The organism is Enterococcus sp. DIV0436a (assembly GCF_051711605.1).
Taxonomy (GTDB): Bacteria; Bacillota; Bacilli; order Lactobacillales; family Enterococcaceae; genus Enterococcus_B; species Enterococcus_B faecium.
On sequence record NZ_JBIONA010000001.1, the window covers coordinates 1,202,215 to 1,215,948 of the forward strand.

Sequence of the window (13,734 nt, forward strand, 5' to 3'; positions counted from 1 at the left end):
ATCGAATACAAGAGGTGAAAAAATGAAATTAACGAAACGACATTTGATCCTCGTTTTGTTCCCATTATTAATTGCGATCATCATCTATGCAGGTTTAGCTGCTTCTATACCGAAAGCTGGCCCACTAATGAAACCAGTAACTACTGTGAGAGAAGATCCAAATAAAAAAGAAAAACTTCACTACATAGCTATCGGAGATTCGCTGACTGAAGGAGTAGGAGATCAAACCAAGCAAGGAGGATTCGTTCCCCTTGTCGCAAATGATCTAAAAGACCGTTATAATTTGACCGCGGTTGAAACAGAAAACTATGGTGTAAATGGTGAACGAAGTGACCAGATCTTAAAGCGAGTAAAAACAAAAGAAGAAATTCGAAACAATATCAAAACAGCTGATTTTATCACACTGACTGTTGGCGGTAATGATTTGATGAAAGTTATCCAAAATAATTTATTCGGGTTAACGGTCAATTCCTTTAAAAAGCCACTGAAAAACTATCAGGAAAATGTCACAGAACTATTGGAAGAATTTCGATCCCTCAATAAAACCGCACCTATTTACATTTTAGGCATCTACAATCCATTTTATTTGAACTTTCCTGAGATCACTGACATGCAGACAATTGTTAACAATTGGAACAAAGGAACAGAAACGGTGACAAAAAAAATGCCGAACTGCTACTTTATCCCAATCAATGATTTGCTTTATCAAGGATTGAATCAGGAAGTAGGTGTCACAGAAGAAGGAACAGATCAAACAACTAGCACGACAGAAAATCTAAATGGCATCAAAAATAATGTGCTCTATGAAGAAGATCATTTCCATCCAAATAATTTAGGTTATCAATTGATGGCAAATGCAGTGAGAGATCAGCTGATCGAGACACAAAACCAATGGCTAGAGAAGGAGGATGATCAATAAACATGAAAACAAGATCTGACGTATCTTCAAACAAAACAAAGAAAACAAATTACTGGAAATTCGCCTTCCTTATCCTTCTTGGGGTAGTACTTGGTTCGACCGTATTTTTAGGCAGCCGTATTTTTGCTAATCGGGAACCAGAACTCCCAGAAATACCAGCTCTTACGGAAAGACAAGGAGATCCTGTCTTAACGATCAATTCAAATAAAGAAAAAGTCAATCAAATCATCAGCTTTTTCCTTAGTGAGTATCAAAAAGATAGTGATATTGAATATAAATTTTATTTGGAAAATGAAGCACTACTCAATGGTACTTTCGAAGTACTAGGTTTTCCTATCGATTTCTATTTATATTTTGATCCGTATGTGATGGAAAACGGAAATGTCCAACTAAAAGCTAGAAGTCTTTCTATCGGAACATTGAGTTTGCCAATCAAAGATGTGATGAATATGATCAAGAGAAACTATAAATTACCAGATTGGATCGAAGTCAATACAGATGATCTGACTATCATGCTTAGGTTGGATCAATTCCGAATGCAAAACGGGATGTATATTAAAGCAGATAAAATCGACTTAGTAAATGATGACATTCGGTTTAGTCTATATTTGCCAAAAGATACCTCTGATGCTTCAAACAACTCAAATACCAACAAAACTAGCACCAGCAGTACTGAAAGCAAGACAAAAGAAAATAAAAAATCATCGGATGAGTAGTATTAGAGGGGGAATCATAATGGAACGAGCAATATTTGCAGGAGGCTGCTTCTGGTGTATGATCCAGCCTTTCGACACGCTTCCTGGTATCCATACAGTGATGTCAGGATATACTGGAGGGCATGTACCAGATCCGACTTATGAACAAGTAAAAAGCCAAACGACTGGACATACAGAAGCAGTGGAGATTATCTATGATCCAACATTGATTTCATATGAACAATTAGTAGAACTTTACTGGCAGCAAACTGATCCAACTGACGCTTTCGGACAATTCGAGGATCGCGGTGACAATTATCGCCCGGTGATCTTTTATTTGACAGAAGAACAGCGGATCATTGCTGAAAAAAGTAAGAAACAGTTAGCTGAAAGTGGACGTTTCGAACAGCCAATCGTTACAAAAATCGAACCAGCCCAACCATTTTATCTAGCAGAAGAAGACCATCAAGAGTATTATAAAAAGCATCCTGAAAATTTTAAAAGAAACCATGCACGCCGGGCTGCCTTTATCGAAGAAAATTGGAGGAACGAAGGGTGAATCGAAGCTTTTTTCATTATTTAATGACACTGCGAGGCGGTGGCACACATGATGCTTTATCTGTTTTCGCTACAGAAGCCGGTAAAGACATCCAATTTCCTAAGCACAGCTCTAGCTACGAAGAAATTTCTAATTATCTGGAACTGAATGTCGACTATTTGCCGTCCATGGATATCTTTGACGAAGCATGGGAAAAATATTTAGAAAATAATCATGACATATAAGAGATAGTTTTGTACTTTATGATCAAAAAAGTTTTTTGTCCAATAGCCTAATTGGGGAGCGTCAATAATTTTGTGTAAATAAATTGTCCTCCTGCAAAATAATTAGTTACTCAGTAAACATTGAAACTAATGTATCGGTTACCTGTTGAAAACCTTTATGGCTTCTGTTTAGAAATTTTTGATTGTATGTATCAAAAATGCTGACTAGAAAGCGTTCTAGTGATTCTTCATTTTGAAACTGCTCTTTTCTACGGCTGTATCTTTTAATTTGCTTATTGAAAGACTCGATTAGATTGGTTGAGTAAATGGTTCTACGAATGCTAGGTGGAAAATCATAAAAAGTTAATAAGTCTTGGTTTTCTATGAGTGACTGCGTCACTTTAGGATAGTTTTTCTTCCATTTCTCAATCATGCCGGATAAGAAGGTATTCGCTTCTTCTTTTGAGTTAGCTTGATAAACAGCCTTAAAGTCATCACAGATTTCTTTTCGGTCTTTGACACGTACTTTATGAGCGATATTACGAGATACATGGATACAACAATGCTGATATTTTGCTTTAGGATAAATTTGATGGATAGTATCTTTCATGCCTTTTAAGCCGTCCGTAATAAAAAGCAAGACTTCTTGAACTCCTCTGGAGTTAATATCCTGTAGCAGCTCATTCCAAACGTATGTTGATTCAGTTGGAGCAATCGCATAACTCAGTACTTCTTTAGTGCCGTCTTCTCGTATACCAATGGCAATATAAATCGCTTCTTTGGATACAGTTTGACGTTTTAGTGGAATGTAAGTAGCGTCCATAAAAATAGCGACATACTTATCATTTAAGGCTCTGGATTTAAAGGCATTTACTTCTTCAGTCAGAACTTTAGTCATGTTGGACATGGTTTGTGGAGTATAGTGATGACCGTACATTTTTTCGATCAAATCAGCAATTTCAGACATCGTAACACCTTTTTCGAATAAATGGATAATAGTGGTTTCCAATGTATCGTTTGTTCTTTTGTAGGCTGGTAAAGTTTGTTGTTTAAACTCACCATTACGATCTCTAGGTATTTCCAATGTTAATTCACCATATTCGGTTTTGATTGATCGAAAGTAAGAACCGTTTCTCGAATTACCTGAATTAAAACCAGTGCGATCATATTTTTCGTAATCTAAAAAAGCCGTTAATTCAGTCCGTAGGAGTGTGTTTATCGCTTTTTCTAAGTGCGAACGGAATAATTCATTTAAATCGCCTTTAGTGACTAGAGTTTGCACAATTTCTGTAGTAAAATCATTCATAGGGAAGTCCTCTTTTCTGTGAATTGGTTGTCGTTAACTTTATTCTACAGAAGGGACTTCCTTTTTTGTATGGATTTTTTCATTTACACAAAATATTTTATACTCTCCCTAATTGAAAGAATTATTTTTATTTCAGCTATCTAGTCGCATTTTTTTGATATTTTTCTTATAATAAAGAAAGAATGAAAAAACGAGGGATGGATTGATAGAGATTGACAAAAAAACAACGCTATATTAATCGCTTCTGGCTTGTATTCAAATACTTACTTGTTTCTGTATTCCTTGCGTTCATGTTGCGGGGATTTTTATTCATCCCGGTACCAGTGGAAGGCAATTCAATGGAAAACTTGTTGAAGCAAGGTGATATGGTTGTGATGGAAAAATTTTCGGAGATCAGACGATTTGATATTGTTGTTTTTCAATTAGCAGATGGCACGATTTATATCAAACGAGTAATCGGTCTTCCAGGAGAAAATGTCAGCTACCAAAATGATCAATTGAAGATCAATGGGAAAGTAGTTAAGGAACCTTATCTAACTAAAAACCTGAAATCAGATCATGCAAATGCATCCTATACGACGGACTTTACACTACAAGAGCTAACGGGACAATCCAAGCTTCCGGAAGATAATTATTTTGTACTTGGAGATAATCGAAGAGTTTCAAAAGATAGTCGTTCGTTTGGCACGATCAATAAAACTGATATTCTAGGTAAAGCAAGATTTGTCTATTATCCACTTGATGAAATAAAATGGATCCAGTGAGAAACAATAAAGCGTGCAGTCTGTTGAGACTGCACGCTTTATTGTTTAATCCAAAATCAGTTTACTACCTTAGTACGTAAAATCAAACAGCTCGTTTAAACACTTTTCTAGCCTCTAAAGTTTTGATAAATGAATAAACAACCATTATTTGAATAGGGATTTGGATCATATTCCTGATGACTCTACCTAGAAAAATCACTTTGAAATCTGCACCAAACAAAACAGACATCAGCCAAGAATTGATAAAAAGGCTGACTGGGATCATAATCAATAATTGGGCAGCGATGACGGAAGGCAGGTTTATCTTTTTATGATATAAAAATAAGCCATTAATAAATCCACCAAGGAAAGCCGTGATAAGAAAAGCAGCTTGAAACGTTCCTGAACCAAATATCGTGAAATTTAAAGTGTTCGACAACATTTCAAGCAAACCAGCCCAGATCGGTCCATATAGATAACCCATAAGCGCCATACTTAAAAATCCGAATGTGATTTGAAAATAAGCAGGACCAATCGCTATCTTGTATAAGATGACATCAAGGGCTAATAAAAGAGCAGAGGTCGACAACAATCTTGCATTCATTTCGGGCAATCTAAAAACGTCTTTTGCAATCAAAGTGTTCAAAATATTCTCTCCTTTGTCAGTTAATAATAAAAGGATACCATAAAATCACCAATGTGTCATGACACATTGGTGATTTACATACACTGGCATCTAACAATTAAAAAAAGGGTGAGAAGACTGCTTTTATAAACTGTAAAAAAGAGATTGTACGAATGAAAAAATAGAGGCGGAGAATACTTATCGTATCATCCGCCTTTGTTTTTTTGTTATAAAAAACGTCAGATTAGTTATCTGCTTACATCTTCATCCATACGGGTTCTAATGTATTTCCGTCTAGATCTTGGACTTCTAATGAAAACATTTCTTCTTCAGGCATTCCCATATCTACTTCGTGGAAAGTACCACCATTTTCTTTTGCAATTTGAGCAAATTTTTTTACTTCATCCGCGTTTTCAACACTAAACGAAATCAAAGCACCACTTGTTTTTTTATTATCAGCTATTTCTTTATCTTTTATAAATTTTTTATAAAAATCATGAGAGAGAAGCATTACCCAAAAAGTGTCATCCCATACCATTGAACCAGCTTCTTCAGTAGAAAATTCTTCATTTTTTTTTAAAACCCAGCTTTTCATAAAAAGCAACGGAACGATTGACATCAGCAACAGGAAAATTAACAAAAACCATACTATTCATTTGTTTCGTCTCCTTTCTGTTTTGTTCGTCTATCATCTCTTATTTAGGAAACGCTGTCAAAAATTTAGATTCATATATAGAAACCAAAATAAAAATTTACATCATCAAAAAAGTGAAGATGTGATAGAATGAGGACTGGTTCACTTTCACTTAACTAATAGATGGAATTTCTTTATAATAAAAAAGTGAATTTATATTGAAAAAGAAAAAAAACAAGTAAAGCCGGGGAATATTCCGGTATGAAAGGAATGGAGAGAACAATGACCATCCAATGGTTTCCGGGACATATGGCAAAAGCCCGACGAGAAGTTTCTGAAAAAATGAAATATGTGGACATCGTATTTGAATTGGTAGACGCACGATTACCTTTATCTTCTCGTAATCCAATGCTAGATCAGATCATTCAGCAAAAACCTCGCCTTGTTTTATTGAATAAAGCGGATCTGGCAGATCCACAACAGACAAAGCTGTGGCAAGAATATTTTCGTAAACAAGGCCATCTTGCATTAGCTATCACGGCACAAGAAAGTAAAGGAATTAAAGGTCTAGTACCTGCGGCTAAAGAAGCATTGAAAGAAAAACGGGCAAGAGATGCTGCTCGGGGGATCAAGCCTCGCGCTATTCGGGCAATGGTCTTAGGTATTCCAAATGTTGGGAAATCTACGTTGATGAATCGACTAGTAGGCAAGAAAATTGCACAGACAGGAAATAAGCCTGGCGTAACAAAAGGTCAGCAGTGGCTTCGTTTAGGTAATGAGTTGGAATTGTTAGACACACCAGGGATTTTATGGCCCAAATTTGAAGATGAAGAAATCGGCAAAAAACTAGCGCTGACAGGCGCGATCAAAGACCAGCTTGTCCATTTAGATGATTTAGCGATTTACGGATTAGACTTTTTTGCCCGATATTATTCAGGAAGAATCAGCGATCGTTATGGTTTATCAATCGAGCAAGAAGAAAAATTGGCACCGGAATTACTGATGGATATTACAGCAAAACGTGGGTATAAAGAAGACTATGATCGCGGCAGCGAATTAGTCGTGCATGATATTCGCCAAGGAAAACTTGGACGATACACACTGGATCGTTGCGAAGAAATGGAGCAAAAAAGTGATGACTGAATCCATCCAAAGTATCAAAGAACGATTGAAAAGCATACAGAGAATAGATGATCCTACACTAGAATCATTAAGAAATGATCCACGCAAAGGCGTGCAGCAAGCACTGGCTTCTTTTGAACGACGATTGAAAAAGGAAGCATTAATTAAGGAAAAATATGAAGAAATGTTTTGCTTTGAAAAGCAAGGGTACGCACAAGGTCACCAATGGATTGCCGGCATTGATGAAGTAGGAAGAGGACCATTAGCTGGACCTGTCGTGGCAGCTGCAGTTATCTTGCCGAAAAATGAGATCATATTAGGGCTGAATGACTCCAAACAATTATCAGAGAAAAAGCGAGAACTTCTTTATCAACAAGTTCAAGAAAAAGCCCTGGCAATCGGGATCGGGATCGTTGATCAGCAGACAATCGATGATGTGAATATTTATGAAGCAAGTAAATTAGCGATGATCCAAGCAGTAGAAAAATTGTCCATTGTACCAAGCTATTTGTTGATCGATGCGATGACCTTGGATTTGCCTATCCAGCAGGAAAAAATAATCAAAGGGGATGCACGATCTGTGTCGATTGCTGCTGCAAGTATCATTGCTAAAGTATATCGAGACCAATTGATGAAAGAATATGACGTGCTTTATCCTGGATATGGTTTCTCGCATAATGCAGGTTATGGAACAAAGGAACACTTAGAAGGACTTGAACGACAAGGAATTACGCCAATCCATCGTAAAAGTTTTGCACCTGTAAAAAAATATTTACAATAAAAAACAGCCGCTTTTACGTATCTTATTAGAAAGAGAGACGAAAGGCGGTTTTATGATGTATCAAATAGAAGAGAATTTATTGAAACTTGCTTATACAAAAGGAATCAGTAGTCAAGGAAAATGGGCACTTGCTAACTGGATGATGCAGTATCCTTATAAAGAAATCGGATTTGAAGACATCATTAAGATAGGTAAAATAACCACACATCGGGAGCTGTTTCGCAAAAGTTGGCAGGAAATTCACGCTAACTGGGGCAAAATCCAATCGAAACAGTCGTTTATTACTTGCTTTGATCCCCAATATCCCCCTCAGCTACTTCACTTGACCTATCCGCCAATTGTACTGTTTTATAATGGTGATCTATCTTTACTTTCTTGTAACATGTTAAGCGTTGTTGGTGGAAGACACGCTTCTGCTTTAGCCAAAAAAACAGTTTATTATTTACTAAAACCAGTGGTAGAAGCTGGATATGTGATCGTCAGTGGCTGCGCGAAAGGGATAGATACATACGGTCACCAAGCAGCAATCTCTCATGGTGGACGGACAATCGCAGTCATTGGAACAGGGATAGAGCAAGTCTATCCTGCTGAAAATCGTGACTTGCAAGAGGTGATTGCAAATGATCATCTTCTTTTGAGTGAATATCCTCCTCAATCCGGCCCGAAAAAGCATCGTTTTCCAATGAGAAATCGGATTATCGCAGCTTTGTCTAAAGGAACATGTGTCTTTGAAGCCAAGAAAAAAAGCGGCTCTCTGATAACAGCACAGCAAGCATTGGATCTTGGAAGAACAGTTTTTTCTGTTCCAGGAAATATTTTAACAGAACATTCTACCGGATGTCATCATTTGATCCAAGACGGTGCAGTTTGCACGGTTTCGGGTGAAGATATCTTGGCAGAATTTAAAGAATAACACCATACTTTTCATTTGCTTTTCTTGACAAACGTTTTCTGAATGGATATGATTAGCTACGATTTGTATGAATCCTCTTTTAATAGTAGGAACACGACAATGGAAAGGAGTCCATTCAGTAATGGCGTATAAATATTTAGTGATTGTAGAATCACCTGCAAAAGCCAAGACAATTGAGAAATATCTTGGACGAAACTATAAAGTAATGGCCAGTGTTGGCCATATAAGAGATTTACCGAAAAGTAAAATGGGTATCGATTTTGAAAACAATTATGAACCCCATTATATTTCTATACGCGGAAAGGGCGATGTCATCAAAAGCCTTAAAGCCGCAGCAAAAAAAGCTCAAAAAGTTTACTTGGCAAGTGACCCGGATAGAGAAGGAGAAGCGATTGCTTGGCATTTAGCGTACCTACTTGGGTTGGATCTGAAAGAAAAAAATCGGGTGGTCTTCAATGAAATCACAAAAGACGCAGTCAAAGCAGCTTTTAAGGAACCAAGAACGATCGATGTAGATTTAGTAGATGCACAGCAAGCTCGTCGTACCTTAGACAGAATCGTTGGTTATTCGATCAGTCCTATTCTCTGGCGTAAGGTCAAGAAAGGGTTAAGTGCAGGACGTGTCCAATCTGTCGCTTTAAAAATTATTATTGACCGTGAAAAAGAGATCCGAGAATTTGTTCCAGAAGAATATTGGAGCATCGACGGTAATTTTAAAAAAGCTCGCAAGAAATTCAAAGCAAATTTCTGGGGAATCGACGGTAAGAAAAAGAAATTACCAGATGCACAAAGTGTAAAAGAAGTCACTGCTAGAATTGATGGAACAGACTTCGAAGTTAAAAAAGTAGAAAAGAAAGAGCGCAAAAGAAACCCTGCGAATCCTTTCACTACAAGTAGCCTGCAACAAGAAGCTGCCCGTAAGTTAAACTTTCGAACAAGAAAAACCATGATGGTAGCACAGCAATTATATGAAGGAATCACTTTGGGTAAACAAGGAACAGTCGGCTTGATTACATACATGCGTACTGATTCTACCCGGATTGCCGATACAGCAAAAGCAGAGGCCGCAGCATTTATTGAAGATACGTATGGAAAAGAATTTTCTAGACATGATCACCGAAAGATCAAAAATGCTCAAGGCGCACAAGATGCCCATGAAGCTGTGCGTCCAACGAGTGTGCTTCGTACACCAGATGAACTCAAACAATATTTAGATAAAGATCAATTGAAACTTTATACATTGATCTGGTCACGTTTTGTGGCTAGTCAGATGACACCAGCTATTTTAGATACAATGAAAGTGACATTAGAACAAAATGGTGTCATCTTCATTGCGAACGGTTCAAAAATCAAATTCAAAGGATTCATGCAAGTGTATGTGGAAGGTAGAGATGACGGCAAAGAAGAGAAAGAAAATATTCTTCCAGAACTTGAAGAAGGCGATGTAGTCCAATCTGTTGATATTGAACCAAAACAACATTTTACTCAACCACCAGCACGTTTTAGTGAGGCTACGTTGATTCGTGCACTAGAAGAAAACGGGGTAGGGCGACCTTCCACTTATGCACCAACACTTGATACGATCCAAAGACGCTACTATGTAAAATTGACACAAAAAAGATTTGAGCCGACTGAACTAGGAGAAATTGTCAATTCATTAATCTGTGAATTCTTCCCTCAAATCGTCGATATCCATTTCACAGCAGAAATGGAAGGAGATTTGGATAAAATTGAAGAAGGCACGGAAGCGTGGGTCAAAGTGGTTGATCGTTTCTATAAACCGTTTGAAAAAGAACTGACGAATGCGGAAGAAAAAATCGAAAAAATTCAAATCAAAGATGAACCAGCAGGATTCGATTGTGATGTCTGTGGACATCCGATGGTGATAAAATTAGGGAAATATGGGAAGTTTTATGCTTGCAGTAATTTTCCTGATTGTCGGAATACGAAACCAATCGTAAAAGAAATCGGTGTGACTTGCCCAGTATGTCATGAAGGACAAGTCATTGAACGAAAATCTAAGAAAAACAGACTATTCTATGGTTGTTCCCGTTTCCCAGAATGTGAATTCACTTCTTGGGATAAACCAGTGGGCAGAAATTGTCCAAAATGTGACGGATATCTGGTCGAGAAGAAAGTCAAAGGCGGTAAACAAGTAGTCTGTGTAAATGGAGATTACGAAGAAGACATCCAAAAATAATAGAAAAGAGGTTCTTTCATTGAAAATGGTAAATGTTGTTGGAGCAGGGCTTGCCGGAAGTGAAGCTGCTTGGCAGATCGCACAAGCAGGAGTCCCTGTCCGTTTATATGAAATGCGTCCAGTCAAATCGACTGAGGCGCATCACACAAGTAATTTTGCTGAACTAGTATGTTCCAATTCATTAAGAGGAAACAGTTTGGCTAATGCAGTAGGGTTATTGAAAGAAGAAATGCGCCGATTGAATTCGGTAGTAATCACTTCGGCAGATGAAACAGCAGTGCCAGCTGGTGGTGCCTTAGCTGTTGACCGCGATTCTTTTTCTGAAACAATTACCCGAAAAGTCAAAGAGCATCCATTAGTAACAGTGATAAACGAAGAAATCACTGAAATACCGGAAGGAATCACCGTAGTAGCAACAGGACCTTTGACTTCTCATCCATTAGCAGAAAGCATCAAAGCATTCAATGGTTCAGATGGTTTTTATTTCTATGATGCAGCTGCACCAATCGTAGACAAAGCTACGATCGATATGGATAAAGTATATTTGAAGTCCCGCTATGACAAAGGAGAAGCAGCTTACTTGAACTGTCCGATGACAGAAGAGGAATTCAAAGCTTTCCATGAGGCACTAATCAATGCCGAAGTGGCAGAACTTAAATCTTTTGAGAAAGAAAAATATTTTGAAGGATGTATGCCAATTGAAGTAATGGCACAGCGAGGATTCAAAACGATGCTTTTCGGACCTATGAAACCAGTTGGATTGGAAGATCCTAAAACTGGCAAACGTCCTTATGCTGTTATCCAGCTGCGTCAAGACAATGCTGCAGCTTCTTTATACAACATCGTGGGCTTTCAGACTCACTTGAAATGGGGCGAGCAAAAACGTGTTTTCCGGATGATTCCTGGGTTGGAAAATGCTGAATTCGTTCGCTATGGTGTGATGCACCGAAACAGCTTTATGAATTCGCCAGAATTGCTGAAACCGACTTACCAATCAACGAAACGCGAAGATCTGTTCTTTGCAGGTCAGATGACTGGTGTAGAAGGCTATGTTGAAAGTGCAGCGAGCGGACTACTTGCTGGAATCAACGCCGCACGCTTAGCAAAAGAAATGGAACCAGTCGAGTTTCCACAAGAAACAGCTATTGGAAGTATGGCTTACTACATTACTCATGCGGAAGGAAAACATTTCCAACCGATGAATGCCAACTATGGTCTGTTTCCTGAACTGCCAGAGCGCATTCGAGACAAAAAAGCAAGATATGAAGCAATTGCACAACGAGCTTTAAAAGCTAATGAGGCAATAAAAACAGAATTAGAAAAAACTGCAGTCCCAAATGAGTAAGGAAACTCCATGAAGAGGGTGAGACGGATAGTCTCGCTCTTTTTCTTGCGTTTTTCTTAAGAATTTCTCAAACAAAATGTGAGGAATTGCGCCAATTGTGAACAAACTTAGAAATATTGGTTAAATTCTGACAATTTATTTGTCTTTTTATAAACGCTGTGCTAAATTATTCTCTGGGACAAAAGGAAGGTGAGAAAATGACAGAAGCCACGTGGGAACAAAAATTTTTGCGTTATTTGATTGTCGAAAGAGGATATTCAGAAAAAACGAAAGAAGCATATGAAGAAGACATTCTCCATTTCAAACATTTTTTGGAGGAATCTGGAGACGCTGATCTGCTGAAGGCGGAATATTTTACGGTTCGTGTCTATTTGAGTGCATTAGCTGATCATCGTCCTAGCTATAGCAGAAATTCTATCAGTCGCAAGATAGCCAGCCTACGTTCGTTTTATCAGTATCTTCTCAAAGAAGAAGTGATAAAAGAAAATCCATTTTCTTACGTTCATCTCAAAAAGAAAAATTTGAGACTGCCACGTTTTTTTTATGAAAATGAAATGCAAGCACTTTTTGACAGCGTAGCAGGAGATAGTCCTTTGGATTTGAGGAACCGCGCTTTACTGGAAGTCCTTTACGGGTCAGGCATCCGTTTAAGTGAGTGTAGCAGTTTGTCGGTATCAGACATTGATTTTGATTCAGAGGTCATGTTGATCCATGGTAAAGGGAACAAAGAGAGATATGCTCCTCTAGGTTCTTTTGCTCAAGATGCTCTGCAAGAATATTTCAGGGAAGGCCGCCAGGTATTGATGACAAAATATCACGAAGAGCATGATATCGTTTTTGTGAATCATCATGGAAAACCAATCACGCCTACTGGAATTGAATATGTCTTGAATCAAATGATCAAAAAAAGCAGTTTGGATAGTGATATCCATCCTCACATGCTGCGCCATACATTTGCTACTCATTTATTAAATAATGGGGCAGATTTGCGGACAGTCCAAGAATTGCTAGGACATGCCAATTTATCGACTACCCAGATCTATGCCCATGTAACAAAAGAAAGTTTACAAAAAAACTATCGTTCTTTCCATCCAAGAGCGTAAAAATAAGGAAAAGAACAAATTTAGGAGGAAACAAACATGGTCGAATCACCATTTCATTCAACCACTATCTGTGCCGTCGAAAAAGACGGGAAATTTGCTATGGCTGGAGATGGCCAAGTAACAATGGGTGAATCTGTTGTCATGAAAGGCACTGCAAAGAAAGTACGACGTATCTACAATGGAGAAGTTGTTGTAGGTTTCGCCGGAAGTGTTGCAGATGCGTTTACTTTAGAAGAAAAATTTGAAGGCAAACTAAACGAATATAACGGGAATCTACAACGCGCAGCTGTCGAATTAGCTCAAGAATGGCGGACACAGCAATCTATGCAAAAACTTGAAGCGATGCTGATCGTAATGAATGATAAAGAAATGCTTCTTGTTTCAGGTACAGGAGAAGTTATCACACCAGATGATGGTATCTTAGCTATCGGATCAGGAGGGAATTTTGCGTTGGCTGCAGCCCGAGCAATGAAAAACTATGCTCAAAACGACATGAGTGCGAAAGAAATTGCAGAAAATGCGTTAAATATTGCCGCAGATATCTGTATCTTTACTAATCATAATATTATCGTAGAAGAACTGTAAG

At 37.9% G+C, this 13,734-nt stretch carries 14 protein-coding genes and 1 pseudogene; 12 read left to right on the top strand and 3 right to left on the bottom strand.

The genetic code is table 11. The features are described from left to right. Positions 1–22 precede the first annotated feature (22 nt). Genes IGL15_RS05830 through IGL15_RS05845 form a run of 4 tightly spaced genes read left to right on the top strand, consistent with a single transcriptional unit; the run spans position 23 to position 2,397 of the window. Positions 23–919 carry an SGNH/GDSL hydrolase family protein gene (locus IGL15_RS05830; protein ID WP_002288395.1) on the top strand — a complete coding sequence of 299 codons (897 nt, stop codon included), beginning with the start codon at positions 23–25 and terminating at the stop codon, positions 917–919. A 2-nt stretch (positions 920–921) separates the two neighbouring features. Further along, on the top strand, positions 922–1,635 hold the full coding sequence (locus IGL15_RS05835) for a YpmS family protein (RefSeq protein WP_002288396.1): 714 nt from the start codon (positions 922–924) through the stop codon (positions 1,633–1,635). 19 nt (positions 1,636–1,654) lie between these two features. Continuing rightward, positions 1,655–2,173, top strand: a complete 519-nt coding sequence (gene msrA / locus IGL15_RS05840; protein WP_002288397.1) for a peptide-methionine (S)-S-oxide reductase MsrA — start codon at positions 1,655–1,657, stop codon at positions 2,171–2,173. Then, entirely contained in the window at positions 2,170–2,397 is a 228-nt protein-coding gene (locus IGL15_RS05845) for a YozE family protein (protein WP_002288398.1), read from the top strand. The genes msrA and IGL15_RS05845 overlap by 4 nt, the downstream gene beginning before the upstream one ends. Positions 2,398–2,503: 106 nt before the next feature. Here the strand turns inward: IGL15_RS05845 and IGL15_RS05850 are convergent, their stop codons facing one another. Continuing rightward, the gene (locus IGL15_RS05850) at positions 2,504–3,682 is read right to left on the bottom strand and encodes an IS256-like element ISEf1 family transposase (RefSeq protein WP_000997695.1); all 1,179 of its coding nucleotides are present in this window, start codon (positions 3,680–3,682) and stop codon (positions 2,504–2,506) included. Positions 3,683–3,894: 212 nt separating this feature from the next. On the opposite strand from IGL15_RS05850, the gene lepB reads away from it, so the two are divergent. Next, positions 3,895–4,446: a signal peptidase I gene (gene lepB, locus IGL15_RS05855; protein WP_104765463.1), complete on the top strand. Its 552-nt coding sequence runs from the start codon at positions 3,895–3,897 to the stop codon at positions 4,444–4,446. Between the two features lie 82 nt (positions 4,447–4,528). Here the strand turns inward: lepB and IGL15_RS05860 are convergent, their stop codons facing one another. Together IGL15_RS05860 and IGL15_RS05865 are read right to left on the bottom strand one after the other, a co-directional pair. After that, positions 4,529–5,071: a folate family ECF transporter S component gene (locus IGL15_RS05860; RefSeq protein WP_002298120.1), complete on the bottom strand. Its 543-nt coding sequence runs from the start codon at positions 5,069–5,071 to the stop codon at positions 4,529–4,531. A 235-nt stretch (positions 5,072–5,306) separates the two neighbouring features. After that, positions 5,307–5,706, bottom strand: a pseudogene (locus IGL15_RS05865) (VOC family protein). Between the two features lie 260 nt (positions 5,707–5,966). Here IGL15_RS05865 and ylqF point away from each other — a divergent pair. From ylqF to hslV, 7 genes are all read left to right on the top strand, one after another. Beyond that, entirely contained in the window at positions 5,967–6,827 is an 861-nt protein-coding gene (gene ylqF, locus IGL15_RS05870) for a ribosome biogenesis GTPase YlqF (RefSeq protein WP_002296988.1), read from the top strand. Next, positions 6,820–7,587, top strand: a complete 768-nt coding sequence (locus tag IGL15_RS05875; protein WP_002296990.1) for a ribonuclease HII — start codon at positions 6,820–6,822, stop codon at positions 7,585–7,587. Before ylqF ends, IGL15_RS05875 begins: the two co-directional genes overlap by 8 nt. Positions 7,588–7,642: 55 nt before the next feature. Further along, a complete protein-coding gene (gene dprA / locus IGL15_RS05880; RefSeq protein ID WP_104765582.1) occupies positions 7,643–8,500 on the top strand; it encodes a DNA-processing protein DprA in 858 nt (285 codons plus the stop codon). A 121-nt stretch (positions 8,501–8,621) separates the two neighbouring features. Next, complete coding sequence (gene topA / locus IGL15_RS05885; protein WP_002288411.1) at positions 8,622–10,700, top strand: type I DNA topoisomerase; 2,079 nt, start codon at positions 8,622–8,624, stop codon at positions 10,698–10,700. After that, complete coding sequence (gene trmFO, locus IGL15_RS05890) at positions 10,669–12,045, top strand: FADH(2)-oxidizing methylenetetrahydrofolate--tRNA-(uracil(54)-C(5))-methyltransferase TrmFO (RefSeq protein WP_016627889.1); 1,377 nt, start codon at positions 10,669–10,671, stop codon at positions 12,043–12,045. Before topA ends, trmFO begins: the two co-directional genes overlap by 32 nt. A 197-nt stretch (positions 12,046–12,242) precedes the next feature. Further along, on the top strand, positions 12,243–13,148 hold the full coding sequence (gene xerC / locus IGL15_RS05895; protein WP_002288415.1) for a tyrosine recombinase XerC: 906 nt from the start codon (positions 12,243–12,245) through the stop codon (positions 13,146–13,148). Positions 13,149–13,184: 36 nt separating this feature from the next. After that, a complete protein-coding gene (gene hslV / locus IGL15_RS05900) occupies positions 13,185–13,733 on the top strand; it encodes an HslVU peptidase proteolytic subunit (RefSeq protein ID WP_002288419.1) in 549 nt (182 codons plus the stop codon). Position 13,734: the final 1 nt, after the last annotated feature.

Coding starts and splice junctions, on each gene's coding strand:
- IGL15_RS05830 (WP_002288395.1), top strand. CDS start 23: ATGAAATTAACGAAACGACATTTGATCCTCGTTTTGTTCCCATTATTA.
- IGL15_RS05835 (WP_002288396.1), top strand. CDS start 922: ATGAAAACAAGATCTGACGTATCTTCAAACAAAACAAAGAAAACAAAT.
- msrA (WP_002288397.1), top strand. CDS start 1,655: ATGGAACGAGCAATATTTGCAGGAGGCTGCTTCTGGTGTATGATCCAG.
- IGL15_RS05850 (WP_000997695.1), bottom strand. CDS start 3,682: ATGAATGATTTTACTACAGAAATTGTGCAAACTCTAGTCACTAAAGGC.
- ylqF (WP_002296988.1), top strand. CDS start 5,967: ATGACCATCCAATGGTTTCCGGGACATATGGCAAAAGCCCGACGAGAA.
- IGL15_RS05875 (WP_002296990.1), top strand. CDS start 6,820: ATGACTGAATCCATCCAAAGTATCAAAGAACGATTGAAAAGCATACAG.
- dprA (WP_104765582.1), top strand. CDS start 7,643: ATGTATCAAATAGAAGAGAATTTATTGAAACTTGCTTATACAAAAGGA.
- topA (WP_002288411.1), top strand. CDS start 8,622: ATGGCGTATAAATATTTAGTGATTGTAGAATCACCTGCAAAAGCCAAG.
- trmFO (WP_016627889.1), top strand. CDS start 10,669: ATGGAGATTACGAAGAAGACATCCAAAAATAATAGAAAAGAGGTTCTT.
- xerC (WP_002288415.1), top strand. CDS start 12,243: ATGACAGAAGCCACGTGGGAACAAAAATTTTTGCGTTATTTGATTGTC.
- hslV (WP_002288419.1), top strand. CDS start 13,185: ATGGTCGAATCACCATTTCATTCAACCACTATCTGTGCCGTCGAAAAA.